The sequence below is a fragment of the Bacillus sp. F56 genome, assembly GCF_001748205.1.
GTDB lineage: Bacteria > Bacillota > Bacilli > Bacillales > Bacillaceae > Bacillus > Bacillus stercoris.
This window is the reverse complement of the sequence record NZ_BDFC01000007.1, coordinates 56,410-81,075: the sequence shown is the minus strand read 5'-3', so window position 1 is coordinate 81,075 and position 24,666 is coordinate 56,410. Positions and strand designations below refer to the sequence as shown.

Sequence of the window (24,666 nt, the reverse complement as noted above, 5' to 3'; positions counted from 1 at the left end):
CCAGCTGAAAGTCTTTTTTTTTGCCAGCAGGAATTGATTTTTCAGTATATAACGCCTTCACAAAATCACGTTTTTCCTGTTTGATTACCGCCTCTTCTTTTTCTACAATACGCATGGAAAGGAGAGGGAATCAAATTGGATTCAATAGAAAAGATAAGCAAAAACTTGATTGAAGAGGCATATCTAACAAAGGCTTCTGATATTCACATCGTGCCGAGGGAGCGAGACGCTATCATTCATTTTCGGGTCGATCATGCCTTGCTGAAAAAAAGGAACATGAAAAAAGAAGAGTGCGTAAGACTGATTTCACATTTTAAATTTCTTTCTACGATGGACATAGGGGAAAGGCGAAAGCCACAAAACGGTTCACTTACGTTAAAGCTGAAAGAGGGAAATGTTCATTTAAGAATGTCAACGCTTCCCACAATTAATGAAGAAAGCCTCGTGATCAGAGTGATGCCTCAATACAATATCCCTTCGATTGATAAACTGTCGTTATTTCCAAAGACAGGAGCCACATTACTCTCATTTTTAAAACATTCCCATGGCATGCTCATTTTTACTGGGCCGACTGGTTCAGGGAAGACTACCACATTATACTCTCTCGTTCAATACGCAAAAAAACACTTTAATCGAAATATTGTTACATTAGAGGACCCTGTTGAAACTAGGGACGAAGACGTTCTTCAGGTTCAGGTGAATGAAAAAGCCGGTGTAACTTATTCCGCAGGTCTGAAGGCAATTTTGCGCCATGACCCCGATATGATTATTTTAGGTGAGATCAGGGATGCGGAAACAGCTGAAATTGCGGTGCGGGCAGCGATGACGGGACATCTGGTGCTGACCAGTCTTCATACGAGAGATGCAAAGGGCGCAATTTACAGGCTGCTTGAATTCGGTATCAATATGAATGAAATTGAACAGACCGTCATTGCAATAGCGGCTCAGCGCTTGGTTGATTTGGCTTGTCCATTTTGTGAAAACGGATGTTCATCAGTGTATTGCCGTCAGTCACGAAATACCAGAAGAGCTAGCGTTTATGAGCTTCTTTATGGGAAAAACCTTCAGCAATGTATACAGGAGGCAAAAGGAAATCATGCAAATTACCAATATCAAACGCTTCGTCAAATTATCAGAAAAGGAATTGCGCTCGGCTATTTAACGACAAACAACTATGACCGGTGGGTTTATCATGAAAAAGATTAGAAAAACCTGGCCGTTAAAGGATCAGGCCCGGTTATTAAAGCGGCTCGGAGAAATGACGGCAAGCGGATATACACTTCTGGATGGATTGCGCCTGATGGAACTTCAGATGAATAAGAGGCAGACGGCTGACTTGACTGACACGGTCACTTGTTTGAGGGAAGGAGCTCCGTTTTATCAAGTATTAAAGCGTTTGTCATTTCATAAGGAAGCTGTAGGTATTTGTTATTTTGCTGAAACACATGGTGAACTGCCTGCTTCCATGATCCAGAGCGGAGAGCTGCTTGAACGAAAAATTGCACAGGCAGATCAGCTGAAAAGGGTGCTGCGCTATCCGCTTTTCCTCATCTTCACCGTTGCTGTCATGTTTTATATGTTACAGTCCATCATCATTCCTCAATTTTCCGGTATCTATCAATCGATGAATATGGAAACCTCACGTTCAACCGATATGCTTTTTGCTTTTTTTCAGCATATTGATCTTGTGATCATTTTGCTGATTCTTTTTTCAGCTGGTATCGGGATTTATTATTGGTTTGTGTTTAAGAAAAAATCACCTGCTCGGAAAATGCTTATTTGTGTCAGGATTCCTTTTGTCGGAAAGCTTGTCAGACTGTTTAACAGCTACTTTTTTTCTTTGCAGCTAAGCAGCCTTTTAAACTCAGGCCTCTCCATTTATGACAGTCTTCATGCATTTAAACATCAAACGTTTCTCCCTTTCTACCGCTACGAGGCAGAACACGTGATTGAACGGCTAAAAGCCGGTGAATCAATTGAAACGGCTATTTGTGGGAGCCCTTTTTTTGAAACTGATTTTTCAAAAGTCATATCCCATGGCCAGCTGAGCGGCCGTCTAGATCGTGAGCTTTTCACATACAGCCAGTTCATATTGCAGCGGCTGGAACATAAAGCGCAAAAATGGACAGGCATCCTTCAGCCGATGATTTATGGATTTGTTGCTGCAATGATCTTACTTGTGTATTTATCTATGCTTTTGCCTATGTATCAGATGATGAATCAGATGTGAAAGGAAGAGGCTGATGAATGAAAAAGGATTTACACTTGTTGAAATGTTGATCGTGCTCTTCATTATTTCGATATTGCTTTTAATTACAATACCGAACGTGACAAAACATAATCAAACCATTCAAAAAAAGGGCTGTGAAGGCTTACAAAACATGGTTAAAGCACAAATGACTGCTTTTGAGCTTGATCATGAAGGACAAACTCCGAGCCTTGCCGATTTGCAGTCAGAGGGCTATGTGAAAAAGGATGCTGTCTGTCCAAATGGGAAGCGCATTATCATCACTGGCGGAGAAGTTAAGGTTGAACATTAAATTAAACGAGGAGGAGGGGTTTACCCTTTTAGAAAGTTTGCTTGTGTTAAGCATTACCTCTATCCTCCTAATTGCCGTCTTCACCACACTTCCTCCTGCTTATGACAATACAGCTGTCCGACAGGCAGCATGGCAGCTGAAAAATGATATGATGCTCGCACAGCAGACTGCGATTTCCAGTCAACAAAGAACAAAAATTCTCTTTCACAAAAAAGAATATCAATTAGTCATGGGTGATACGGTAATTAAACGTCCTTATGCAATGGGACTTTCTATAAAACCGCTGACATTAAAAGACCGTTTGGAATTTAATGAGAAAGGGCACCCGAATGCAGGTGGGAAAATACAAGTAAAAGGCTATGCGACTTATGATATAACAGTTTATTTAGGGAGCGGGAGAGTCAATGTGGATAGGAAGTAAAGGTTTTTCTACAATAGAAACAATGTCTGCGCTAAGCCTATGGCTGTTTGTGCTGCTGACAGTTGTTCCCTTGTGGGACAAGCTGATAGCTGATGAAAATATGGCGGAATCACGAGAAATCGGTTATCAGATGATGAATGAGAGCATTAGCAAATATGTCATGACTGGTGAAGGAGCCGCGTCAAAAACGATGACAAAGAACAACCAGACCTATGCTATGACGTGGGAGGAGGAGGGCGAATATCAAAACGTATGTATCTCAGCGGCAGCTTATAAAGAAAAATCATTTTGCCTCAGCATTCTGCAGACAGAATGGCTACACGCTTCTTAACGTATTATTTTCTCTCTCTGTCTTTTTGCTCATATCAGGATCGTTAGCGACGATTTTCCATCTGTTTTTATCTCGACAGCAGGAGCATGGCGGTTTCACACAGCAAGAATGGATGATTTCGATAGAACAGATGATGAATGAATGCAAGGAGTCACAGGCAGTTAAGACAGCCGAGCATGGGAGCGTTTTAATTTGCACCAACCTTTCCGGGCAAGACATCCGTTTTGAAGTTTATCATTCTATGGTAAGAAAAAGAGTGGATGGCAAAGGGCATGTTCCCATTTTAGATCATATTACAGCTATGAAAGCTGATATTGAAAATGGTGTTGTTTTGCTGAAAATTGAGAGTGAGAAAAAAGTGTATCAAACTTCTTTTCCGGTTTATTCGTATTTAGGAGGAGGGTGAATGTACCATACGAGGGGGTTTATTTATCCAGCAGTTCTTTTTGTGTCAGCGCTTGTGCTGTTAATCGTGAACTTTACTGCTGCTCAATATATTTCACGCTGCATGTTTGAGAAGGAAACGAAAGAGTTATATACAGGAGAGAATTTGCTTCAGAATGGTGCGCTTCTTTCAATTCGGCATGTCCTTGAGCAACAGAAAGGGCAGAAGGGTACGCAGCAATTTCCATATGGACAGGTTTTTTATTATATTCACGATACATCAATAAAAGAGCAAAAAGAAATCAACTTAAAAGTGTTGACGGAGTCGGGAACAGAAAGAACTGCACTGATCGTGTTTGATCAAAAACAGAAAAAAATGCTGAGCTGGACAGAATAAAGCAGTGGAAAGGGTATAAAAAAAGTCATATGAGATAACACTTCATAATAATTGAATGATGAGGTGATCACGTGAAAACGAATGATTATGTGAAATATATGACGCAGCAATTTGTCAAATATATAGATACTCCGAGAGATGAGCGAAAAGAACGAAAAGAGGTGCGGAAAGAAACAAAAACGCCTGCTTCCCAGCAGTGGTTCGGTATTTTACCCTATGGCTTCCGTCTTTGGCTCAAGCGGAAAAAATAACTGCAAATTAACGAATAAGGTCCTTCAAAAATGGAGGACCTTATTGATATTCTTCTAAAATGGCAATTTTATTGACCTTTTGGCTATAAGGATCAAATGAAATCGTCACAAAAACACCGAATTCTTTTGACCCTTCCCTCAAAGTTAAATGGTATTGCTTCACTGCTTCATCTTTTCTTTTGCGGTCCCATACTTTTTGTTTGAACAGTACCTGTGCGAGCGGGTACCTTTTTTTTGCTTCTTTTACAGCGATTTCTTCCCATTTGGACATGTGGCGGGCGGTTACGAGCGGTGCGTCTTCTGCGTGAGCGGCAGCGGTGCCGAAGACGAGAAGAGATAGACAAATCACACATTGTTTGATCATCATGCTGTCACCCTTTCTTTGTTTATTATTACCAAATTAGAGCGGAATATGCATTTAATTTCTCACATAACAATCCCAAAAATTTCTAAAAAATTGAAAACGTGAGCAATATGGAGCGAGACTTTGTAATATGGCGAAATCATTCTTTTAAACGAACAAAATGGTCGAATTTGATGTTTTTAAATCTATAAATCGTTGATTATACTCTATTTGTGTAGTTCTTTAAAGAGAACGATTGTCATATCAAGTTACAGTGTTTTACAGGAGGTAAGATATGTTTCGATTGTTTCGCAATCAGCAAAAGGCGAAGACAAAACTGAAAGTGCTGCTTATCTTTCAGCTTTCAGTCATTTTCAGTCTGACTGCCGCAATATGCTTACAATTTTCCGATGATACAAGCGCTGCTTTTCATGATATTGAAACGTTGGATGTCTCACTTCAAACGTGTAAAGACTTTCAGCATACAGATCAAAACTGCCAATATGATAAACGCTGGGATCAAAGTGATTTGCACATATCAGATCAAACAAATACGAAAGGGACTGTATGCTCACCTATTACCTTATTTGCTGAGCTCAAAAATACAGGTGAGAAACTTAAGAAATCAAAGTGGAAGTGGGAGCTTCGTAAGCTGGAAAATGCCCGCAAACCGTTAAAGAATGGGTATGTGATCGAAAAAGGGTTTGTCTCCAATCAAATTGGCGATTCACTTTATAAAATTGAGACGAAGAAAAAAATGAAACCCGGCATTTATGCATTTAAAGTATATAAACCGGCCGGCTACCCGGCAGACGGCAGTACATTTGAGTGGTCGGAGCCTATGACGCTTGCAAAATGCGATGAAAAACCGACAGTTCCTAAAAAAGAAACGAAGTCGCACGTCAACAAGGAAACAACACAAAAGGATATACAGAAAAAAACAATAAAAGAAGAAACATCTCAAGAAGCTGTAATAAAAGAAAATGAAACTCAAACAGATCAGAAGGAAAGCGGGGAAGAGGATGAAAAAAGCAATGAAGCTGATCAGTAATATTCTATATGTGATCATCTTTACTCTTATTATAGTGCTGACACTTGTCGTGATTTCAACACGTTCATCCGGGGGAGAGCCGGCAGTGTTTGGGTACACGCTGAAATCAGTTCTGTCAGGTTCGATGGAGCCGGAGTTCAATACAGGTTCCTTAATATTGGTCAAAGAAATCACTGATGTGAAAGAGCTCCAAAAAGGTGATGTTATTACATTTATGCAGGATGCAAATACGGCGGTCACCCACAGAATTGTTGGCATAACTAAGCAAGGAGACCATTTGTTATTTAAAACAAAAGGTGATAATAATGCTGCAGCCGATTCAGCGCCTGTATCCGACGAAAATGTTCGCGCGCAATACACAGGTTTTCAGCTTCCATATGCCGGCTATATGCTTCATTTTGCCAGCCAGCCGATTGGAACGGCAATTTTATTAATTGTTCCCGGCGTGATGCTGCTAGTGTACGCTTTTGTGACGATCACCAGCGCCATTAGAGAAATTGAAAGAAAGACAAAAGCCTTGGAAACAGATACAAAGGACAGCACCATGTCCACTTAACCTCAGTTGTAAACCTGGCAACAGGTTTCGATATAAAAATATTCAATAAAAGGGGAGTTAGCCATGGGTATGAAAAAGAAATTGAGTTTAGGAGTTGCTTCTGCGGCATTAGGATTAGCTTTAGTTGGAGGAGGAACATGGGCAGCATTTAACGATATTAAATCAAAGGATGCTACTTTTGCATCAGGTACGCTTGATTTATCTGCTAAAGAGAATTCAGCGAGTGTGAACTTATCAAATCTAAAGCCGGGAGATAAGCTGACAAAGGATTTCCAATTTGAAAATAACGGCTCACTTGCGATCAAAGAAGTTTTAATGGCGCTTAATTATGGAGATTTTAAAGCAAACGGCGGCAGCAATACATCTCCGGAAGATTTTCTCAGCCAGTTTGAAGTGACATTATTGACAGTTGGAAAAGAGGGCGGCAATGGTTACCCGAAAAACATTATTTTAGATGATGCGAACCTTAAAGACTTGTATTTGATGTCTGCTAAAAATGATGCAGCGGCTGCTGAAAAAATTAAAAAACAAATTGACCCTAAATTCTTACATGCAAGCGGTAAAGTCAATGTAGCAACAATTGACGGTAAAACCGCTCCTGAATATGATGGTGTTCCAAAAACACCAACTGATTTCGATCAGGTTCAAATGGAGATCCAATTCAAAGATGATAAAACAAAAGATGAAAACGGGCTTATGGTTCAAAATAAATACCAAGGCAACTCCATTAAGCTTCAATTCTCGTTCGAAGCTACACAGTGGAACGGCCTGACAATCAAAAAGGACCATACTGATAAAGATGGTTACGTGAAAGAAAATGAAAAAGCGCACAGCGAGGATAAAAATTAAAAACAGCAATAAAAAGAGGCGGCCCAGTATATTGTATACTGGGCCGTCTCGATGTTTATTGACAAAAGAGGAGTTAGTGCCTCTGCTCAGGCACTACTCCTCTTTTTGGGATTTTCTCCATTTTTGATAATCTAAAAATTCACGAAATTGTTTTTTCGATACCCCGGATGTCATTGCATCGCGAACCAATTTCTCCCATTCACTATCTAATTGACCATCGTATTCGGTTTCATGTTTCTCATCGAGCAAAGTATGAACCGAGACGTCCAGAACAGCGGAGACTTTTTCGAGAAATTGAATGGAGGGGTTCGTTTGTAGATTTCGTTCTATTGAGCTTAAATAAGACTTCGCTACCCCAGCTTTTTCAGCTAGTTCTGATAGTGAGTAGCCTTTTTCTTTACGGTATTGTTTAATACGCTGGCCAATCAATGTCATCACCTTCCTTGTGATATTATAGCACATTCAGAAAGGATTTACGGTATGACTTCTGGCTGCCGGACCAGGATGAGCAGACTTTTTGTTTAAAAGTAAATATTTTCGTATTTCTTCCGGGCTGATATTTGCCTCTTTGGCTTCCACCATTAATTCAACCCATTCTTGATCCAATTCAAAGTGCTCTTGTTTTGCATTTTTCATGCAGTTTCTCCTCCTAAAATACTTGTTTATGTATTTCAGCCAGTCCGGCCATGACTCATTGTATGCTTCATTTGTCTCTGGAAGTCATTTGCCATTACAATTACCAGAATTTTTTTCCAATATACTTTTATTATAATCGCATTTTCTTAAAAAAAACGAGAACGGTGTCGAATGGTAAAAAAGTTAGCTTGAAATATTATTTTGCAGATAAAACAATCCGCCATTTTCAATTTCAACTGAAATCTTTGGTTGATACAACGTTTTCAGCGCCTGTTTTTCTAGATGGTATTCTTCTGGTTTTTCTTCTATATGCTCGTAAAACTTATCAAGCAATGTCATATCATTTCTCCACCTGTCAACCGCCTGTTCCGCCCAGTCGGACGGCTCCTGCATAGCGGATTTGGAAATATAGTTTTCCATACGTTTAAGCCCGCTTTCTGGTTTGATCATAGGTGAAATAGTGAAGCAATAGTCACATATTTGAGACGTCAGTGAAAGCTGGGTCAGCTTGCTTTGAAAATCTTCAATAATCGTTCCAGAGACTAGGTGAAGACCTAGTGACAATAGCTTATCCTTTTTCATGTCGGACTGGTATGAAATCGTGACATTTATACCAAGCCAAGGCTGAAGTGGGACTTTGGCTCCGGCTGATTCAATTTTCTCATACATTCTGGTAAATCTCCCATTTTGTTTAACAGCTTTAAATATTTGAAAAAGGCGCGGGGCCCCAAAATATATAAATTCGCCATCTAGGTCTTTTGGCGCATTTTCTTTATCTGTAATAAAGGTGATTTTCATTGGATTCGGATCACCGCCTGTCTTCTCACGCCAATGCCAATAGAAAGGGCGGTTCATGATCTGTTTGTCCATTTCAACTGTAAGCTGTACTGTCATATAGCCTAAGCCTTGATCGACGATTTGGCAGCTGTTTGCTTGAAAAAAACGCAGCAGAAAATCGTGAACCTCTCGCTGTCTCACTACTAAAACCTCCTTACAGGCTAAGATCCTCTTTTTTCAGCAGGCTGCTGTTTTTTATAAGACAAAAATGAGGTTAAGTTATCCATTTTTATTTTCATTTCTTCTTCTGTTGCTGAGTGATACAAAATGTCATGAAGGTGTTCTTCAAAATTGTTCACTTGAATTTTCGTTAAAATATCATCAAGTTCGCCAACCACTTTTTCAAACAAATGAATTTTTTCATATAAAAGCTTTAGAATATGCTCTTCCACCGTATGTTTTGTTGCCATGTTATAAATGTGCACGTCACGCTCCTGCCCGAGCCTGTGAATTCTTCCGATTCTTTGCTCAAGTCGCATCGGGTTCCATGGCAAGTCATAGTTGATCATGTGATTGCAAAATTGAAGGTTAATCCCCTCACCGCCCGCTTCAGTTGCAATAAGGACTTGAATCTTTCCGCGGAAAAGGTCCTTCATCCAGTCTTTTTTCCCGCGTTTAAATCCGCCTCTAAACGGCACAGAACTGATCCCGTTTTGTTGAAGAAACCACTGCAAATAAATCTGGGTTGCCCGGTATTCTGTAAAAATGATGACCTTATCGTCAATCTTTTTGATTAAATCAACGACTTGAAGCGCTTTAGAATTTTGTGTCACTTGATTGATGCGCTCTATTAAAACTGAAATCGTATGCTCATCAATGGCAGGTGCTTGTTTCTCTTTTTGATCAAGCATTTTTTTCAGCGTCATATATACCGCTTCTCTGCTCGAACAGCATTCTCTTTGCAAGGTCATAATTGAGAACATGCTGGCCGGCTTATTGATACTTTCCTTCAAGCGGGAAATTTCATCATAAAGGGCCTGCTCTGAAGGAGAAAATTCAATCGGTACTGTTTCAACATGGCGCTGTTTCCAATTCAGCCCGGTATCATGCCGCCTATTGCGAATCATGACTTTATTCACAAGATCTTTTAAATGTTCATGCGCTTCTAAACTGGTTTTCTTGTTGGCGAACTCCTCCTGAAAGTGATTCTGGCTGCCTAAATGCCCCGGTTTTAGTAAGGACACCAAATTGAAAATCTCTTCGATACGGTTCTGAATTGGCGTCGCGGTAAGAAGCAGGCAATATTTTTTTACGAGATTCCGGACAAATTCATAGTTCTTCGTTTTGCTATTTTTCAGTTTGTGTGCCTCATCAATAATGACAAGGTCATATGGGATTGACAGAACGATTTCGCGATGGGGCGAGCGTTTCGCGGTGTCAATTGATGAGACGACAATATCGCATTGTTCCCACACATAGCTTTTCTTTTGTTCAACAGCCGGAATCAAAAATTTTTCCTGAAGCTCTTTGACCCACTGTGACACAAGGGAAGCGGGCACAAGGATCAAAATTTTTTTTGCTAACCCGCGAATCATATATTCTTTTAAAATTAAACCGGCTTCAACCGTTTTCCCGAGACCGACCTCATCTGCTAAAATCGCTTTCCCGTTCATTTTTTCAACCACTTTTTGCGCCACCTCAAGCTGGTGTGGGAGCGGCGTAAAGGAAGGCAGGTATAAAGGAGCACGTAAGCCTTCAAACTCTGGAATTGCTAATGTTTTCTGGATTTCTGCAGAGAGTTTGTATAGTTCCCAGTTTGCCCAAGGGCCATCGTTTTTCAGCCTTTCAGCAAATTCTTCAGGCCATTTTGCATCGTAGATCATTTCTGCATTCATTGCTTTGAAACCGCCTTTCTTATTCTTCGATTCTTAAGATGAACAATATAAGAAAAATCTGCCCAAATTGCTGTTGCCCAGCATATAGTGATGATGGTAGGATATGAGTATGTATTTGGATGTAAGATATTGCTATAGTATGTCCACAACAGCATAAAAATATGAGCGAATGACAGCAAGGGGAGAGACCTGACCGAAAACCTCGGGATACAGGCGCCGAAGGAGCAAACTGCGGAGTGAATCTCTCAGGCAAAAGAACTCTTGCTCGACGCAACTCTGGAGAGTGTTTGCGCGGATGCGCAAACCACCAAAGGGGACGTCTTTGCGTATGCAAAGTAAACTTTCAGGTGCCAGGACAGAGAACCTTCATTTTACATGAGGTGTTTCTCTGTCCTTTTTTGTATGTTTTTTAGCTGCGCCGTTGAAAAAGGGGAGGAATTAGATGCTGAAAAGAACGCCGTTATTTGACCTGTATAAGGAATATGGAGGAAAAACGATTGATTTCGGTGGCTGGGAGCTGCCTGTCCAATTTTCTTCTATAAAAAAAGAACACGAGGCTGTCCGAACTGCAGCTGGTTTGTTTGATGTATCCCATATGGGAGAAATCGAAGTATCAGGAAACGACAGTCTGTCTTTTTTGCAAAGGCTGATGACAAATGATGTTTCCGCGTTAACACCGGGACGTGCTCAATATACGGCGATGTGTTATCCGGATGGCGGAACCGTCGATGATTTGCTTATCTATCAAAAAGGAGAAAACCGCTATCTGCTTGTCATTAATGCTTCTAATATAGATAAAGACTTGGCTTGGATGAAAGAACATGCAGCAGGTGATGTGCAGATTGACAATCAGTCAGATCAAATCGCGCTCTTGGCTGTACAGGGGCCGAAAGCAGAAGCAATCTTAAAAAATCTGACAGCTGCAGATGTGTCTGCCTTAAAGCCGTTTGCGTTTATGGATGAAGCCGATATCAGCGGCTGCAAAGCGCTTATTTCCCGAACTGGCTATACGGGTGAAGACGGGTATGAAATTTACTGCCGCAGTGATGATGCTGTTCATATTTGGAAAAAAATCATTGATGCAGGGGATGCATATGGACTGATTCCATGTGGTCTCGGAGCACGTGATACGCTTCGATTTGAAGCGAAGCTCCCGCTGTATGGTCAGGAGCTGACCCGGGATATTACACCGATTGAAGCAGGTATAGGCTTTGCCGTAAAGCACAAAAAGGAGTCTGACTTTTTCGGGAAATCAGTATTGAGTGAACAAAAAGAAAACGGAGCGAAGCGTAAACTTGTCGGTCTCGAAATGATTGACAAAGGGATACCGCGGCACGGATATGAAGTTTTTCATAATGGCAAATCCGTAGGAAAGGTGACAACCGGCACGCAGTCACCCACATTAGGGAAAAACGTCGGCCTTGCCTTAATTGCTTCGGAAGCGAGTAATATCGGGACTGTTGTAGATGTAGAGATTCGCAAAAAATTAGTGAAAGCAAAGGTTGTCAAAACACCATTTTATAAACGCTAATATTTTTCTTGGAGAGAGGAGTCAACACATGAAGCACCGTTATTTGCCCGCAACAGAAAAGGATAAACAGGAAATGCTTGCCGCGATCGGCGTAAGCAGCGTCGATGATTTATTTGCTGATATACCGGAGAACGTCAAATATAAAAAAGAGTATCAAATCAAAAAAGCGAAATCAGAAACGGAATTAACAAGAGAACTGACAAAGCTGGCCTCTAAAAATCGTGATACCGTACAATACGCTTCTTTCTTGGGAGCGGGTGTATATGACCACTATCAGCCTGTCATTGTGGATCATGTCATTTCGCGCTCTGAGTTTTATACCGCATATACGCCTTATCAGCCAGAGATTTCACAAGGAGAGCTTCAGGCGATTTTTGAATTCCAAACGATGATCTGTGAGCTGACAGGAATGGATATCGCCAACTCCTCTATGTATGATGGCGGAACAGCTTTGGCAGAAGCAGCAATGCTTGCATCAGGCCACACGAAAAAGAAAAAAATCGTTGTATCAAAAACCGTGCATCCTGAATCGAGGGAAGTGCTGAAAACGTACGCGAAAGGTCAGTATATCGAAGTTGTTGAAGTACCTGCTGCAGATGGCGTTACAGATCTTGATGCTTTGCGCCAAACCGTTTGCGAGGACACAGCCGCAGTGATCGTTCAATACCCGAATTTTTTTGGCCGGATCGAGCCGTTAAAGGATATTGAGCCTATTGCTCATCAAGGGAAATCCATGTTTATTGTATCAGCCAACCCGCTTGCGCTGGGCCTCCTCACGCCACCTGGCAAGTTTCACTCTGATATCGTCGTCGGTGATGCGCAGCCTTTCGGCATTCCTTCAGCATACGGCGGCCCGCACTGCGGCTTTTTTGCCGTTACGAAAAAATTGATGAGAAAGGTGCCGGGCCGCCTCGTCGGGCAAACGGAAGACGAAAACGGGAAAAGAGGCTTTGTGCTTACATTGCAAGCCAGGGAGCAGCATATTCGCCGGGATAAAGCAACATCAAATATTTGCTCGAACCAAGCGTTAAATGCGCTGGCGGCATCAGTGGCCATGACTGCTCTCGGAAAAAACGGTGTAAAAGAAATAGCCCGCCAAAATCTCTTAAAAGCCAACTATGCAAAGCAAGAAGCAAAAAAAGCAGGCCTTACCGTTATGTTTGACGGGCCGATGTTTAATGAATTTGTCATCAAACTGAAGGAACCAGTGAGAGCTGTGAACCAGCGTTTGCTGGCAAAAGGAATGATTGGCGGATATGATCTGGGGCTGACGTACCCGGAGCTAAACTGTCATATGCTGGTTGCTGTAACGGAGCTGAGAACAAAAGAAGAAATTGACGCACTTATTCAGGAATTGGGGGATCGCCATGAGTAATCAGGATCAGGCACTTATTTTTGAGCTTTCCAGAGAAGGCCGTATCGGCTACAGTCTGCCGGAGCTCGATGTACCGGAAATCGAATTGGAGGGCCTCTTGTCAGACACCTATATTCGGGACGAAGACGCAGCGCTGCCGGAGGTTTCAGAGCTGGATATCATGCGCCATTATACGGCGCTCTCCAAACGCAATCACGGGGTGGATTCCGGCTTTTACCCGCTCGGTTCTTGCACGATGAAATATAATCCGAAAATCAATGAGAAAATCGCGCGTATTCCCGGTTTTGCTGCGATTCACCCCCTTCAGGATGAAAGCACGGTACAAGGCGCGTTAGAGCTTTTATATGATTTAAGCAAGCACCTTGAAGAAATAACGGGAATGGATGAAGTAACGCTTCAGCCTGCTGCCGGAGCGCACGGTGAATGGACGGGGCTGATGATGATCCGCGCCTATCATGAAGCGCGCGGGGATTTCAAGCGGACGAAGGTCATTGTCCCTGATTCCGCGCACGGGACGAATCCTGCATCAGCGACAGTAGCAGGCTTTGAAACCGTTACGGTGAAATCGAATGAAAATGGGCTTGTTGATTTAGAGGATTTAAAAAGAGCAGTGAATGAAGAAACTGCAGCTCTTATGCTGACGAATCCGAACACGCTCGGCTTGTTTGAGGAACAGATTACAGAGATGGCGGAGATTGTTCACGAAGCGGGAGGGAAATTGTACTATGACGGCGCTAATTTAAATGCCGTTTTAAGCAAAGCGAGACCTGGGGATATGGGATTTGACGTGGTGCACCTCAACCTGCATAAAACATTCACAGGCCCTCATGGCGGCGGAGGCCCCGGCTCAGGCCCTGTCGGCGTAAAACAAGATCTGATTCCGTATTTGCCAAAACCCGTTTTAGTCAAAAAAGAAGGGCGCTTTACGTTTGATTATGACCGCCCTCATGCGATCGGCCGCGTGAAGCCGTATTACGGCAACTTTGGCATTAATGTCAGAGCGTATACGTACATCCGTTCCATGGGGCCTGACGGGTTACAAGCTGTTACTGAGAACGCAGTGTTAAACGCCAACTATATGATGAGAAAGCTCGCGCCTTATTACGATCTTCCGTTTGACCGCCATTGCAAGCATGAATTTGTATTGTCAGGGAAGCGGCAGAAAAATCTGGGAGTGCGTACGCTTGATATTGCAAAACGGCTGCTTGATTTCGGCTATCATCCGCCGACAATTTATTTTCCGCTTAATGTTGAAGAATGCATCATGATTGAGCCGACAGAGACAGAATCAAAGGAAACACTGGATGCGTTTATTGATGCTATGATTCAAATCGCAAAAGAAGCGGAGGAGAATCCGGAGCTTGTTCAGGAGGCGCCGCATACAACGATTGTAAAACGAATGGATGAAACAAAAGCGGCGAGACACCCGGTGCTCAGATACGAGGTGGAAGAGAAATAAATAAAAACAGCTGTCTGCCAGACAGCTGTTTTGCTTTATTTCTTCGCTTTAATCTTTCCGCCCCATTTTTTAAAGCCGCCTTTTAGGTTATAAATCTCAGTGCAGCCGTTTTTGCGCAGGGTTTGTGCCGCGCGTCCGCTGCGGACACTGTTTTGGCAGTATAGGTAAACAGGCTTGTCCGGACGGATTTCATTTTTTCTCTGTTTCAGCTGGGACAGCGGGATGTTGCGGGCGCCTAAAATATGTCCGCCCTCAAACTCATTCGGTTCACGAACGTCAATAAGCTGCGCTTTGCGGTAACCCGCGCGGAATTCTTCTTCGGTAAGTGTTTTCATAATACGCTGCTGATAAACATATGAAGCAATCATATAGACAATAAATGCAGCAAAAATAATCAAAACGATCATATTAGACAATGTGATTCTACTCCTTTAGCATATAAAATCAAAACCCTGCTTCATAAAACAAGGTCATAGAGCCGTTTTCGACAAATACTATTATAGTAAAGCACAGCGTGATTGTCATCTATAATGGAACTAAAATATTTTTCATTTTCCCGGCAGTTTGATAAACTGATTCTATTAAAACGGTAAGGAAGGTCTTAAAATGCAAAAAGAAACTTGGCGGTTTATAGACTCAGGCAATGCAAGTCCTGCATTCAATATGGCGCTTGATGAAGCGCTTTTATATTGGCACAGCGAGAAGAAAATTCCCCCGGTTATCCGTTTTTATGGCTGGAATCCGGCGACGCTTTCTGTAGGGTATTTTCAAAATATTAAAAAGGAAATCAATTTTGAAGCAGTACATAAGTATAATCTCGGATTCGTCAGACGCCCGACCGGAGGGAGAGGCGTTCTGCACGATCAGGAATTGACATACAGCGTGATTGTTTCGGAAGAGCACCCCGAAATGCCGGCGACTGTTACTGAGGCATACCGGGTTATTTCAGAAGGCATACTTCAAGGCTTTAGAAATCTCGGTCTGGACGCCTACTTTGCCATCCCGAGAACCGAAAAAGAAAAAGAAAGCTTAAAAAATCCGCGGTCATCCGTTTGTTTTGACGCGCCCTCGTGGTATGAGCTAGTGGTTGAGGGTCGCAAGGTGGCGGGAAGCGCACAAACGAGACAAAAAGGCGTGATTCTTCAGCATGGCTCCATTCTTCTTGATTTAGATGAGGACAAGCTGTTCGATCTGTTCTTATATCCAAGTGAAAGAGTAAGAGAGCGGATGCAGCGCAATTTCAAAAATAAAGCGGTTGCCATTAATGAACTCACCGAAAAACGGGTGACGATGGATGAGGCTCGTAAAGCCTTTAAAGAAGGATTTGAAACAGGTCTTAACATTCATCTGGAGCCGTACGAACTTTCTCAGGAAGAGCTTGATTTCGTTCATCACTTGGCTGAAACAAAGTATGCTTCAGATGAATGGAATTATAAGCGGTAAACAGGGCTTTTGACCCGCGGAGCATCCTTGTTTTTTCAAGTTCATTAGTGTAAACTTGTAATGGTTTATAAAGTTAAGGTGCTTTTTGGGAGGGTTTCGATGACAACACCAAGTATGGAAGATTATATTGAACAGATTTATATGCTGATTGAAGAAAAAGGATATGCACGAGTTTCCGATATCGCGGAAGCATTGGCAGTCCATCCCTCCTCTGTAACAAAAATGGTTCAAAAACTAGATAAAGACGAATATTTAATTTATGAAAAATATCGCGGTCTCGTGTTAACGTCTAAAGGGAAAAAAATAGGCAAACGGCTGGTTTACAGACATGAATTGCTTGAGCAGTTTTTAAGAATCATTGGTGTTGATGAAGAGAAAATATATAACGATGTCGAAGGAATCGAACATCATTTAAGCTGGAACAGCATTGATCGCATCGGGGATCTTGTTCAATATTTTGAAGAAGATGATACCCGTAAAAAAGATCTGAAATCAATCCAAAAGAAAACAGAACATCATAATCAGTAAAAAGGCGGTCTCAAAGGAGGCCGTCTTTTTTGATGCGGTGGCGCCGCCCGTCATTCGTTGGTCTATTTCTTCGCGTGTTTTCTTAAAATGGTAATAAACGATCAGATGGAGGGGGAGGGAATGAGATGTATATTGACGGTGTGTTTTCCGGCGGAGGAGTAAAAGGCATTGCGCTTGCAGGTGCTTATGAAGCGCTTGAGGAAAAAGGCTTCCGTTTTAAAAGGGTTGCGGGAACAAGCGCGGGCGCCATTATTGCCGCTTTCATTGCGTCAGGTTACACCAGTAAGGAAATCCACGCTTTAATTGAAGAAGTGGACGGAGAGAAATTGCTGGATCAGAGGTACTCTTTTCTCCCCTTAAAAATGCTCCAGTGGGTGTCCATATATTGGCGTCTAGGATTATACAAAGGCGATACGATAGAAAAATGGATTGCTGATCTGTTAAGAGCGAAAGGCATAAGGGTTTTCGGCGATTTGCAGAAAGGGTCTCTGCGCCTTATTGCTTCTGATCTGACAAACGGCACCATGATTGTTTTGCCGGACGATTTGCCCCGTTACGGGTTAAATCCCGATATGTTCCCGGTTGCCAGAGCGGTCAGAATGAGCTGCAGCATTCCGTATTTTTTTGAACCGATAAAATTAAAAACGGACACAGGCACCGCCACGGTTGTTGACGGTGGTGTGTTAAGCAATTTCCCCATCTGGCTGTTTTCAAAGGAAAGAAAGCGGCCTGTGATCGGTGTGACGCTTGCGCCGCGTGAAAGGGAACGTCCGAAGAAAAATATCCGCAACGCTTTCGAACTGTTCGGCGCCCTGTTTGAAACGATGAAGGATGCCCATGACGCAAGACACATAGCATCACGCTATGAACAAAATATTATTTTTCTCCCTGTTGATGACGTAATGGCGACTGATTTTCATTTAACGCAACAAAAAAAACTAGCCCTGATTGAGCTAGGTAAAAGACGGACAGAGCTGTTTTTAAAGCAGTGGACCTATTAAAAAAGCGCTCTGTTTTTCTTTTTATTTTTTTTCCCTTCTATAACAGTCAGCTGAGTCTGGCTTTTTTTCTTGAGAATCATCGGCTTAGGCTTGCTGGCGCTCGGAACGCTTCGCAGGTGGCTGACACGTCCCTTATGTCCGGCGCGGTGTTTTGCTTTTTGTTCTTTCATCCGGCGCCGCGATTGTTTCGCCGCTTTTTTAAAGGCTGCTCCTTCGCTGCCCGCATTTCGATTCATTACATATTTCACAATAAAATAAATAATGATACCTGCCACGATGACGGTAACCGCCATTTTTGCCATTTCCCCGGGATTGGTTACCAGCACATAGAGGAAACCGAACGCTCCCAGCGCAATTAATACAGCAACAATAGGTTGTACACGATGATTCATAACTGTCCACCTCCGAAAGTAGTAGCAGGGCAACGGATTTTAGATGACGTTGTGAGAAGGCTTCTGATTTTGCTCAGACAATTCTTCGAGTCTGAGAAGTTCGTTAAAGCTTTCAATGGCAACTTCAACCTGGTCATCCTTAGGTTCCTTTGTAGTTAACAGCTGAAGCCAAAGTCCCGGGTACCCTAGTAATTTCAGACCGCGAATATCACGCACTTTGTTTGTCAGCTGCAGAACTTCAAAGGATATACCAAGTACGACCGGTATCAGTGCGACACGATCTATCACACGCAGCCAAAGCGGATCTGTCGGAACGAGTAAATAAACAAACATGCCGACAATAATCGTAAATAAAATAAAGCTTGATCCGCAGCGGTAATGAAGCCGAGATTGGTTTTGGACATTCTCCACAGTAATTGGCAAATTCTGTTCGTAACAGTTTATGACTTTATGTTCGGCTCCATGATATTGAAACACTCTTTTAATGAGCGGTGTCATGGACAAAAAATAGATGTAACCGAGCAGCAAAATCAACTTAAACAGGCTTTCAACCGCGATTTGAGCTATGTCCGATGAAAAAATCGGCCTTGTCAGTTCAGCTAAGAAAACCGGAACCAATGTAAATACGAATTTACTGAACAAAAATGAAAGGACGCCGATAACCGCGAGGCTGAGATACATAGACAGTCCAGACGATTTTTTTTCTTCCTGCTCAAGTGTCTCGTCTTCAGATGGATCGAGCCCGTAACGTTCGCTTGAAAAATTCAAATGCTTTGTGCCGTTTGCACTCGCTTCGATAATGGCCGCGATCCCCCGTAAAAACGGTATCTTTTTTACGATGTTCAGTTTCGGGTTGTGTTTGCGGGGAAGCTTAAAAAAGTTCATGCTTCCATCCGTTCTTCTGATGGCTGTAACGTAATGGTGCTTTCCGCCAAACATAACGCCTTCCACAACAGCCTGCCCGCCGTAAGCGGGCGGAATTTTATGTTTTGACATATTATCAACCTGCCTATTTCTTTAGGATTGCTAACCATTTCCTTTCACTCTATTGTACAGGAAACAGCGCTAAACCTCTAGATTGACAGGCTGAAAAATTGCCATAGCCTTGCTTTTTCTACATGCATTATACCCGTTATTTTCAAATTTTACTCGCAGCTGTCAAAAAGTGTGAGCTTTTTTATTGACATTTCATTTTTTGGGCACACTTTAACTGGAGGTGCCATGATGACAAGCGAAAAAGATACAGAACAAAATGAAGAATTGAATGAGAAGCAAGGGCCGCCTGTTTCGATGGCCGGCAGGGTGGCAGCAACAGGTTTTTGCGGAGGCGTATTATGGAGTTTCGTTGCTTATATCGCATATTTGTTTCATTTTTCTGAAATCAGCCCGAATATGATTTTGCAGCCGTTTGTGCTCGGAGAGTGGAAAAAACATGGACTAGGAACGGTGATCAGCATCATTTTGATTGGAGTGATTTCAATTGGCGCAGCGTTTCTTTATTTTCTTCTATTGAAACGTTTAAAAACAATGTGGCCGGGTATTTTATACGGCTTGGTGCTTTGGCTGCTCGTGTTTTTTGTTTTTAATCCGATTTTTCCAGATGTGCGCACGGTGACCGAACTGACATCAGATACCATTATTACGACGATTTGCATTTATTTGCTTTACGGGCTGTTTGTCGGGTATTCCATTTCATTTGAATACAATGAGCTGAATTCGGAAAAGCTGGCACGTGCGCTGGGAATGCATAGAGAATAGTGTATAAACCTTTTCCAGTATGATAAAATGTTCACGAGAAGTGAACATTTTTTGCATGAGAAACCCTCGCGAAAAGGAGAGATTATGTGCCTCATTTTTTGATTTTGAACGGACCGAATGTCAATCGGCTTGGGAAGCGTGAGCCTGAAGTATTCGGCCGCCAGACGCTGACCGATATTGAAACAGATTTATTTCAATTTGCTGAAGCCTTACATATCCAGCTCACTTTCTTCCAGTCTAATCACGAAGGTGATTTGATCGATGCGATACATGAGGCTGAGGAGCAATACAGCGGGATTGTTCTGAACCCCGGCGCCCTGAGCCATTACAGCTATGCGATCAGGGATGCTGTTTCAAGCATCAGTCTTCCTGTGGTTGAGGTGCATTTATCAAACTTATACGCCAGGGAAGAATTCAGGCATCAGTCGGTTATCGCTCCGGTTGCGAAAGGGCAGATTGTCGGTCTTGGAGCTGAAGGCTACAAGCTTGCTGTTCGCTACTTATTAAGCCAGCAAGGGGGAGAATAAGGATGAAGCTAGAGAAATTAAGAAACCTTTTTGAACAGCTGGGAATTGACGGCATGCTGATTACAAGCAGCACGAATGTACGCTATATGACAGGGTTTACAGGTTCTGCGGGTTTGGCTGTTATATCGGGTGACAAAGCAGCGTTTATTACGGATTTTCGTTATACAGAGCAGGCAAAGGTTCAGGTAAAAGGTTTTGAGATCATTGAACATGGCGGCAGCCTGATTCAGACCACTGCCGACACTGTGGAATCGTTCGGCATCAAGCGTCTCGGCTTTGAACAGAACAGCATGACATATGGCACTTACGCTTCATACAGCGCCGTTATCAGTGAGGCCGAATTAGTGCCTGTGGCTGAATCCGTGGAAAAGTTGCGCTTGATTAAGTCTAGTGAAGAGATTAAGATATTAGAGGAAGCTGCGAAGATTGCAGATGATGCCTTCAAACATATCTTGACGTTTATGAAACCCGGCATTTCTGAAATCGCTGTTGCCAATGAGCTGGAATTTTATATGAGAAGCCAGGGAGCTGACAGCTCTTCTTTTGATATGATTGTCGCCTCGGGCCTTCGGTCAAGCCTTCCTCACGGTGTGGCCAGTGACAAACTGATTGAAAGCGGAGACCTTGTTACGCTTGATTTTGGCGCTTATTATAAAGGATATTGTTCTGATATTACCCGTACGGTCGCTGTTGGTCAGCCCAGTGATCAATTGAAGGAGATCTATCAGGTTGTATTTGATGCTCAGGCGCTCGGCGTCGCACATATTAAGCCGGGAATGACAGGAAAAGAGGCTGACGCCCTCACAAGGGATCACATTGCGGCAAAAGGCTACGGTGAATATTTCGGTCATTCAACCGGGCACGGGCTCGGCATGGAAGTTCATGAATCGCCGGGATTATCCGTCAGATCTTCAGCTATCCTTGAACCGGGCATGGTGGTCACAGTGGAGCCGGGCATTTACATACCAGAAACAGGCGGTGTCCGTATTGAAGATGACATCGTGATTACAGAAAACGGCAACCGGACAATCACCCATTCCCCAAAAGAACTTATTATTTTGTGATTGTAATATAGGAGGACATTAAACATGATTTCAGTTAACGATTTCCGTACAGGATTAACAATCGAAGTAGATGGCGGCATTTGGCGCGTCGTTGACTTCCAGCACGTAAAACCTGGAAAAGGTGCGGCCTTTGTCCGCTCTAAACTTCGCAACCTTCGCACTGGCGCCATTCAGGAAAAAACCTTCCGCGCTGGTGAAAAAGTAGCGAAAGCGCAAATCGAAACAAAAACAATGCAATATCTATATGCAAACGGAGATCAGCACGTATTTATGGATACTTCTTCTTATGAGCAGCTTGAACTGAGCGCAACTCAAATCGAAGAAGAATTAAAATACCTGCTTGAAAACATGTCTGTGCATATCATGATGTACCAGGATGAAACACTTGGTATCGAACTTCCAAACACAGTTGAGCTGAAAGTTGTTGAAACTGAACCTGGTATTAAAGGTGATACAGCATCAGGCGGTACAAAACCTGCGAAAACTGAAACCGGGCTTGTTGTAAACGTGCCGTTCTTTGTGAATGAAGGCGACACACTTGTTGTCAATACATCAGACGGTTCTTACGTTTCAAGAGCATAGAAAGAAAAAAAGAAGTCTGTTCCCAAATTGGGAGCAGGCTTTTTTTTGTGCCCAAAAACAGAATCTTTCTTTTATACGAAAATGACAAGACTACTTCAGCAAGCTAGAGCATATCATATAAAAAAACAGGAGGTTGGGAGAGTGCTATGAAATTTTTTCTTGGAAATATCAATTCTACTGTTTTAACAATGGCGGGATTACGAGTTTTATCCTCTATGATTGAGCTGACTGCAGCCATTATCATGCTTGTGACAAACGATGTCCGGAAGGCGGTTGTGGTTAACAGCATTCTTGCTATTGTAGGGCCGTTGATTTTTATCATTACGATGACAGTCGGAATCTACCAAATTGCCGGGCAGCTTTCGTATGCAAAGCTGATTCTGATTTTTACGGGTGTTGTTTTGATTTTGGCGGGTGTTCATAAATAAGAAGAGGCTTGTCATAAAGTCTGCCTCACATCATACATTTTAAAGAAGCCAATCGGTAGAAAGGAGGAGGCTCTGTTGAATGAAATCGCTGAGGTTCTCCCTGAATCCATGAAAAACGCCCTTTCTGAAATACCGGAACAACAATGGCTGGAAATCGAAGAAGTCAGAATTCGGGTCAACCGCCCCATTGAATTGATTCGAAAAGGACAACCTGTTTTTTTATCGTATGCGGGTACGGCCGAGGATGCCCATCTGATCCTGAGCCGGCTCAGCAACTATAGCATGTATACTCTTGAAGAAGAGCTGAAGAAAGGGTATGTCACGATCAGAGGCGGCCACAGAGTCGGACTGGCAGGCAGAGTCATTACGGAAAACGGGGGTGTGAAAGGACTCCGTGACATCGCATCTTTTAATATACGAATTGCCAGGCAAAAGCTGGGGATTGCGGAGCCGCTGCTTCCATACTTATATCAAACCAGCTGGCTGAATACGCTGATTATCGGGCCGCCCCAAACCGGCAAAACAACACTTCTTCGGGACCTTGCGAGGCTCTCGAGCACCGGTAAAAACCGCATGCTGCCCGTAAAGACAGGAATCGTCGATGAACGGTCAGAAATTGCCGGATGTCTTCGCGGCATTCCGCAACATCAATTTGGACAGAGAATTGACGTATTAGACGCCTGTCCGAAGGCTGAGGGGCTGATGATGATGATTCGATCTATGAGTCCTGAGGTGATGATTGTCGATGAAATCGGGCGTATGGAAGATACAGATGCGCTTCTGGAGGCGTTGCATGCAGGTGTTTCAGTAATCGTATCGGCGCATGGCTGGAGCATATCCGATCTCATGAAGCGGCCTTCATTGAAGCGATTGTGGGAAGAAAGAGCCTTTGACCGCTATTTGGAATTATCAAGAGCAAAAGGGCCGGGCACAGTGAGTCGTATTTATGACAAAGACGGACATGTGCTGTCTAGGACACCGGGCGTGAAAACATGCTGAAGCTGCTGGGCGCAGTATTCATTGTGGTAGCGACAACATGGACAGGTTTTGAGATGGCGAAGATTTATACAGAACGGCCGCGGCAAATCCGTCAGCTGCGTGCGGCGCTTCAATCCCTCGAGGCTGAAATCATGTACGGCCATACACCGCTTCATATCGCTTCACAGCAGATTGCCAAGCAGCTCGCACAGCCTGTTTCAGCTCTTTTTTCCGCATTCAGTGATCAGCTGGAAAAGGGAAGCGATTCCGCGAAAACGGCGTGGGAGCAAAGCTTAAAAAAGGTATGGGACACCATGTCTTTGAAAAAAAGCGAATACGAGGTGCTAAAGCAGTTTGGCGAGACGCTCGGGATTCATGATCGAATCTCACAGCAAAAGCACATCAAGCTGGCGCTGACACATTTGGAAACCTCAGAAGCGGATGCTGAGCAGGCGCAAGCGAAAAACGAAAAGATGATAAAAAGTTTGGGCTTTTTAGCGGGCTTGTTACTCATTCTTCTATTGATGTAAACATGAGGGGAGCAAAAATAAAATGGGAGTAGATGTGAATGTCATATTTCAAATCGCCGGAGTGGGAATCGTGGTCGCTTTTTTACACACGATATTGGATCAGATGGGCAAGAAAGAATACGCTCAGTGGGTGACGCTGTTAGGTTTTATCTACATTTTATTTATGGTGGCCACCATTGTAGATGACCTATTTAAAAAGATAAAAGCTGTGTTTTTATTCCAAGGATAGGGGGGCTTGCAGATTGACATTGTTCAAATTGTAGGTTTAGGGCTGATCGCCACCTTCCTTTCTTTAATAGTAAAAGAACAAAAGCCGACTTTTGCGTTTTTAATCGTCGTTTTTGCCGGATGTGCCATTTTTCTTTATTTAGTAGACCAAATCTACGACATTATACGAATGATAGAAAAAATCGCGATTAATGCAAATGTCAACATGGTCTATGTTGAAACCATTTTAAAGATTATCGGAATCGCCTATATTGCTGAATTCGGGGCACAGCTCACAAAAGATGCCGGTCAAGGAGCCATCGCCTCGAAAATAGAATTGGCGGGGAAAATTTTAATTCTCGTTATGGCTGTGCCTATTTTAACCGTCATTATCGAAACGATTCTCGGACTTATACCTTCTATGTCATAACC

At 42.9% G+C, this 24,666-nt stretch carries 34 protein-coding genes and 1 riboswitch; of the genes, 26 read left to right on the top strand and 8 right to left on the bottom strand.

Features of this window, described 5'->3' with window-relative positions:
- Positions 1 to 135: 135 nt before the first annotated feature.
- From comGA to BFW96_RS11535, 8 genes are all read left to right on the top strand, one after another.
- Entirely contained in the window at positions 136 to 1,206 is a 1,071-nt protein-coding gene (comGA, locus tag BFW96_RS11570; protein ID WP_069839486.1) for a competence protein ComGA, read from the top strand.
- Positions 1,193 to 2,230: a competence type IV pilus assembly protein ComGB gene (comGB, locus tag BFW96_RS11565; RefSeq protein WP_069839485.1), complete on the top strand. Its 1,038-nt coding sequence runs from the start codon at positions 1,193 to 1,195 to the stop codon at positions 2,228 to 2,230. The genes comGA and comGB overlap by 14 nt, the downstream gene beginning before the upstream one ends.
- Before the next feature lie 13 nt (positions 2,231 to 2,243).
- Positions 2,244 to 2,540, top strand: coding sequence for a comG operon protein ComGC (gene comGC / locus BFW96_RS11560; RefSeq protein WP_003230162.1), 297 nt, complete (start codon positions 2,244 to 2,246; stop codon positions 2,538 to 2,540).
- Entirely contained in the window at positions 2,530 to 2,961 is a 432-nt protein-coding gene (gene comGD, locus BFW96_RS11555; protein WP_069839484.1) for a competence type IV pilus minor pilin ComGD, read from the top strand. Before comGC ends, comGD begins: the two co-directional genes overlap by 11 nt.
- The gene (gene comGE / locus BFW96_RS11550; protein ID WP_040082640.1) at positions 2,945 to 3,292 is read left to right on the top strand and encodes a competence type IV pilus minor pilin ComGE; all 348 of its coding nucleotides are present in this window, start codon (positions 2,945 to 2,947) and stop codon (positions 3,290 to 3,292) included. The genes comGD and comGE overlap by 17 nt, the downstream gene beginning before the upstream one ends.
- Before the next feature lie 25 nt (positions 3,293 to 3,317).
- On the top strand, positions 3,318 to 3,698 hold the full coding sequence (locus tag BFW96_RS11545; protein ID WP_014664591.1) for a ComGF family competence protein: 381 nt from the start codon (positions 3,318 to 3,320) through the stop codon (positions 3,696 to 3,698).
- The gene (gene comGG, locus BFW96_RS11540; RefSeq protein ID WP_069839483.1) at positions 3,699 to 4,073 is read left to right on the top strand and encodes a competence type IV pilus minor pilin ComGG; all 375 of its coding nucleotides are present in this window, start codon (positions 3,699 to 3,701) and stop codon (positions 4,071 to 4,073) included. It begins immediately after the preceding gene.
- 71 nt (positions 4,074 to 4,144) lie between these two features.
- Positions 4,145 to 4,324: a YqzE family protein gene (locus tag BFW96_RS11535; RefSeq protein ID WP_014480252.1), complete on the top strand. Its 180-nt coding sequence runs from the start codon at positions 4,145 to 4,147 to the stop codon at positions 4,322 to 4,324.
- Between the two features lie 40 nt (positions 4,325 to 4,364).
- On the opposite strand, the gene BFW96_RS11530 is transcribed toward BFW96_RS11535, so the two are convergent.
- On the bottom strand, positions 4,365 to 4,691 hold the full coding sequence (locus tag BFW96_RS11530; RefSeq protein WP_014664589.1) for a YqzG/YhdC family protein: 327 nt from the start codon (positions 4,689 to 4,691) through the stop codon (positions 4,365 to 4,367).
- A 271-nt stretch (positions 4,692 to 4,962) separates the two neighbouring features.
- On the opposite strand from BFW96_RS11530, the gene tapA reads away from it, so the two are divergent.
- The 3 genes from tapA to tasA all read left to right on the top strand — a co-directional run bounded on the left by tapA (position 4,963) and on the right by tasA (position 7,123).
- Positions 4,963 to 5,718 (top strand): amyloid fiber anchoring/assembly protein TapA, encoded by a 756-nt coding sequence (gene tapA, locus BFW96_RS11525; protein WP_069839481.1) that lies wholly within the window; start codon positions 4,963 to 4,965, stop codon positions 5,716 to 5,718.
- A complete protein-coding gene (gene sipW / locus BFW96_RS11520; protein WP_083252883.1) occupies positions 5,702 to 6,274 on the top strand; it encodes a signal peptidase I SipW in 573 nt (190 codons plus the stop codon). Before tapA ends, sipW begins: the two co-directional genes overlap by 17 nt.
- A gap of 63 nt (positions 6,275 to 6,337) precedes the next feature.
- The gene (tasA, locus tag BFW96_RS11515; RefSeq protein ID WP_014664586.1) at positions 6,338 to 7,123 is read left to right on the top strand and encodes a biofilm matrix protein TasA; all 786 of its coding nucleotides are present in this window, start codon (positions 6,338 to 6,340) and stop codon (positions 7,121 to 7,123) included.
- Between the two features lie 93 nt (positions 7,124 to 7,216).
- Here the strand turns inward: tasA and sinR are convergent, their stop codons facing one another.
- The 4 genes from sinR to BFW96_RS11495 form a co-directional block, all read right to left on the bottom strand.
- Positions 7,217 to 7,552 carry a transcriptional regulator SinR gene (gene sinR, locus BFW96_RS11510; RefSeq protein ID WP_003226345.1) on the bottom strand — a complete coding sequence of 112 codons (336 nt, stop codon included), beginning with the start codon at positions 7,550 to 7,552 and terminating at the stop codon, positions 7,217 to 7,219.
- Between the two features lie 33 nt (positions 7,553 to 7,585).
- Complete coding sequence (gene sinI / locus BFW96_RS11505) at positions 7,586 to 7,759, bottom strand: anti-repressor SinI (RefSeq protein ID WP_003230187.1); 174 nt, start codon at positions 7,757 to 7,759, stop codon at positions 7,586 to 7,588.
- Positions 7,760 to 7,942: 183 nt separating this feature from the next.
- A complete protein-coding gene (locus tag BFW96_RS11500) occupies positions 7,943 to 8,737 on the bottom strand; it encodes a YqhG family protein (protein ID WP_069839479.1) in 795 nt (264 codons plus the stop codon).
- A gap of 20 nt (positions 8,738 to 8,757) precedes the next feature.
- Positions 8,758 to 10,431, bottom strand: a complete 1,674-nt coding sequence (locus BFW96_RS11495) for a DEAD/DEAH box helicase (protein WP_069149860.1) — start codon at positions 10,429 to 10,431, stop codon at positions 8,758 to 8,760.
- 169 nt (positions 10,432 to 10,600) lie between these two features.
- A riboswitch (glycine riboswitch) is annotated at positions 10,601 to 10,702 on the top strand.
- A 171-nt stretch (positions 10,703 to 10,873) separates the two neighbouring features.
- Between BFW96_RS11495 and gcvT the strand changes: the two genes are divergently transcribed.
- The 3 genes from gcvT to gcvPB are packed head-to-tail and all read left to right on the top strand — an operon-like array spanning position 10,874 to position 14,796.
- The gene (gcvT, locus tag BFW96_RS11490) at positions 10,874 to 11,962 is read left to right on the top strand and encodes a glycine cleavage system aminomethyltransferase GcvT (RefSeq protein WP_069149859.1); all 1,089 of its coding nucleotides are present in this window, start codon (positions 10,874 to 10,876) and stop codon (positions 11,960 to 11,962) included.
- 28 nt (positions 11,963 to 11,990) lie between these two features.
- Positions 11,991 to 13,337 carry an aminomethyl-transferring glycine dehydrogenase subunit GcvPA gene (gcvPA, locus tag BFW96_RS11485; RefSeq protein WP_069839478.1) on the top strand — a complete coding sequence of 449 codons (1,347 nt, stop codon included), beginning with the start codon at positions 11,991 to 11,993 and terminating at the stop codon, positions 13,335 to 13,337.
- Positions 13,330 to 14,796: an aminomethyl-transferring glycine dehydrogenase subunit GcvPB gene (gcvPB, locus tag BFW96_RS11480; protein WP_069839477.1), complete on the top strand. Its 1,467-nt coding sequence runs from the start codon at positions 13,330 to 13,332 to the stop codon at positions 14,794 to 14,796. The genes gcvPA and gcvPB overlap by 8 nt, the downstream gene beginning before the upstream one ends.
- A 35-nt stretch (positions 14,797 to 14,831) precedes the next feature.
- Here gcvPB and BFW96_RS11475 read toward each other — a convergent pair whose 3' ends face one another.
- Entirely contained in the window at positions 14,832 to 15,212 is a 381-nt protein-coding gene (locus tag BFW96_RS11475) for a rhodanese-like domain-containing protein (protein WP_014664580.1), read from the bottom strand.
- Between the two features lie 190 nt (positions 15,213 to 15,402).
- Here BFW96_RS11475 and lipM point away from each other — a divergent pair, with 190 nt between their 5' ends.
- The 3 genes from lipM to BFW96_RS11460 all read left to right on the top strand — a co-directional run bounded on the left by lipM (position 15,403) and on the right by BFW96_RS11460 (position 17,768).
- Positions 15,403 to 16,239 carry an octanoyltransferase LipM gene (gene lipM, locus BFW96_RS11470; protein ID WP_014664579.1) on the top strand — a complete coding sequence of 279 codons (837 nt, stop codon included), beginning with the start codon at positions 15,403 to 15,405 and terminating at the stop codon, positions 16,237 to 16,239.
- Between the two features lie 99 nt (positions 16,240 to 16,338).
- Positions 16,339 to 16,767, top strand: coding sequence for a transcriptional regulator MntR (mntR, locus tag BFW96_RS11465; RefSeq protein ID WP_014664578.1), 429 nt, complete (start codon positions 16,339 to 16,341; stop codon positions 16,765 to 16,767).
- Between the two features lie 125 nt (positions 16,768 to 16,892).
- Complete coding sequence (locus BFW96_RS11460; RefSeq protein ID WP_014664577.1) at positions 16,893 to 17,768, top strand: patatin-like phospholipase family protein; 876 nt, start codon at positions 16,893 to 16,895, stop codon at positions 17,766 to 17,768.
- On the opposite strand, the gene BFW96_RS11455 is transcribed toward BFW96_RS11460, so the two are convergent.
- Both BFW96_RS11455 and BFW96_RS11450 read right to left on the bottom strand, forming a co-directional pair.
- The gene (locus BFW96_RS11455; RefSeq protein ID WP_014664576.1) at positions 17,765 to 18,160 is read right to left on the bottom strand and encodes an SA1362 family protein; all 396 of its coding nucleotides are present in this window, start codon (positions 18,158 to 18,160) and stop codon (positions 17,765 to 17,767) included. The genes BFW96_RS11460 and BFW96_RS11455 overlap by 4 nt on opposite strands.
- A gap of 39 nt (positions 18,161 to 18,199) precedes the next feature.
- Positions 18,200 to 19,156, bottom strand: a complete 957-nt coding sequence (locus BFW96_RS11450; RefSeq protein ID WP_014664575.1) for a DUF1385 domain-containing protein — start codon at positions 19,154 to 19,156, stop codon at positions 18,200 to 18,202.
- A 225-nt stretch (positions 19,157 to 19,381) separates the two neighbouring features.
- Here BFW96_RS11450 and BFW96_RS11445 point away from each other — a divergent pair, with 225 nt between their 5' ends.
- The 9 genes from BFW96_RS11445 (at position 19,382) to spoIIIAD (ending at position 24,664) form a co-directional block, all read left to right on the top strand.
- Positions 19,382 to 19,918 (top strand): YqhR family membrane protein, encoded by a 537-nt coding sequence (locus BFW96_RS11445; RefSeq protein WP_080478246.1) that lies wholly within the window; start codon positions 19,382 to 19,384, stop codon positions 19,916 to 19,918.
- An 86-nt stretch (positions 19,919 to 20,004) separates the two neighbouring features.
- The gene (aroQ, locus tag BFW96_RS11440) at positions 20,005 to 20,445 is read left to right on the top strand and encodes a type II 3-dehydroquinate dehydratase (protein WP_014664573.1); all 441 of its coding nucleotides are present in this window, start codon (positions 20,005 to 20,007) and stop codon (positions 20,443 to 20,445) included.
- A 2-nt stretch (positions 20,446 to 20,447) separates the two neighbouring features.
- Entirely contained in the window at positions 20,448 to 21,509 is a 1,062-nt protein-coding gene (gene papA / locus BFW96_RS11435; protein WP_014664572.1) for an aminopeptidase PapA, read from the top strand.
- A 24-nt stretch (positions 21,510 to 21,533) separates the two neighbouring features.
- A complete protein-coding gene (gene efp / locus BFW96_RS11430) occupies positions 21,534 to 22,091 on the top strand; it encodes an elongation factor P (RefSeq protein ID WP_003226377.1) in 558 nt (185 codons plus the stop codon).
- Between the two features lie 146 nt (positions 22,092 to 22,237).
- Entirely contained in the window at positions 22,238 to 22,519 is a 282-nt protein-coding gene (locus tag BFW96_RS11425; RefSeq protein WP_014664571.1) for a YqhV family protein, read from the top strand.
- Positions 22,520 to 22,594: 75 nt separating this feature from the next.
- Positions 22,595 to 23,518: a stage III sporulation protein AA gene (gene spoIIIAA, locus BFW96_RS11420; protein WP_069149854.1), complete on the top strand. Its 924-nt coding sequence runs from the start codon at positions 22,595 to 22,597 to the stop codon at positions 23,516 to 23,518.
- The gene (spoIIIAB, locus tag BFW96_RS11415) at positions 23,512 to 24,027 is read left to right on the top strand and encodes a stage III sporulation protein SpoIIIAB (RefSeq protein ID WP_069839476.1); all 516 of its coding nucleotides are present in this window, start codon (positions 23,512 to 23,514) and stop codon (positions 24,025 to 24,027) included. The genes spoIIIAA and spoIIIAB overlap by 7 nt, the downstream gene beginning before the upstream one ends.
- 22 nt (positions 24,028 to 24,049) lie before the next feature.
- A complete protein-coding gene (gene spoIIIAC, locus BFW96_RS11410) occupies positions 24,050 to 24,256 on the top strand; it encodes a stage III sporulation protein AC (RefSeq protein WP_003153142.1) in 207 nt (68 codons plus the stop codon).
- Between the two features lie 6 nt (positions 24,257 to 24,262).
- Positions 24,263 to 24,664 (top strand): stage III sporulation protein AD, encoded by a 402-nt coding sequence (gene spoIIIAD / locus BFW96_RS11405; RefSeq protein WP_003230228.1) that lies wholly within the window; start codon positions 24,263 to 24,265, stop codon positions 24,662 to 24,664.
- The last annotated feature ends 2 nt before the right edge of the window (positions 24,665 to 24,666 follow it).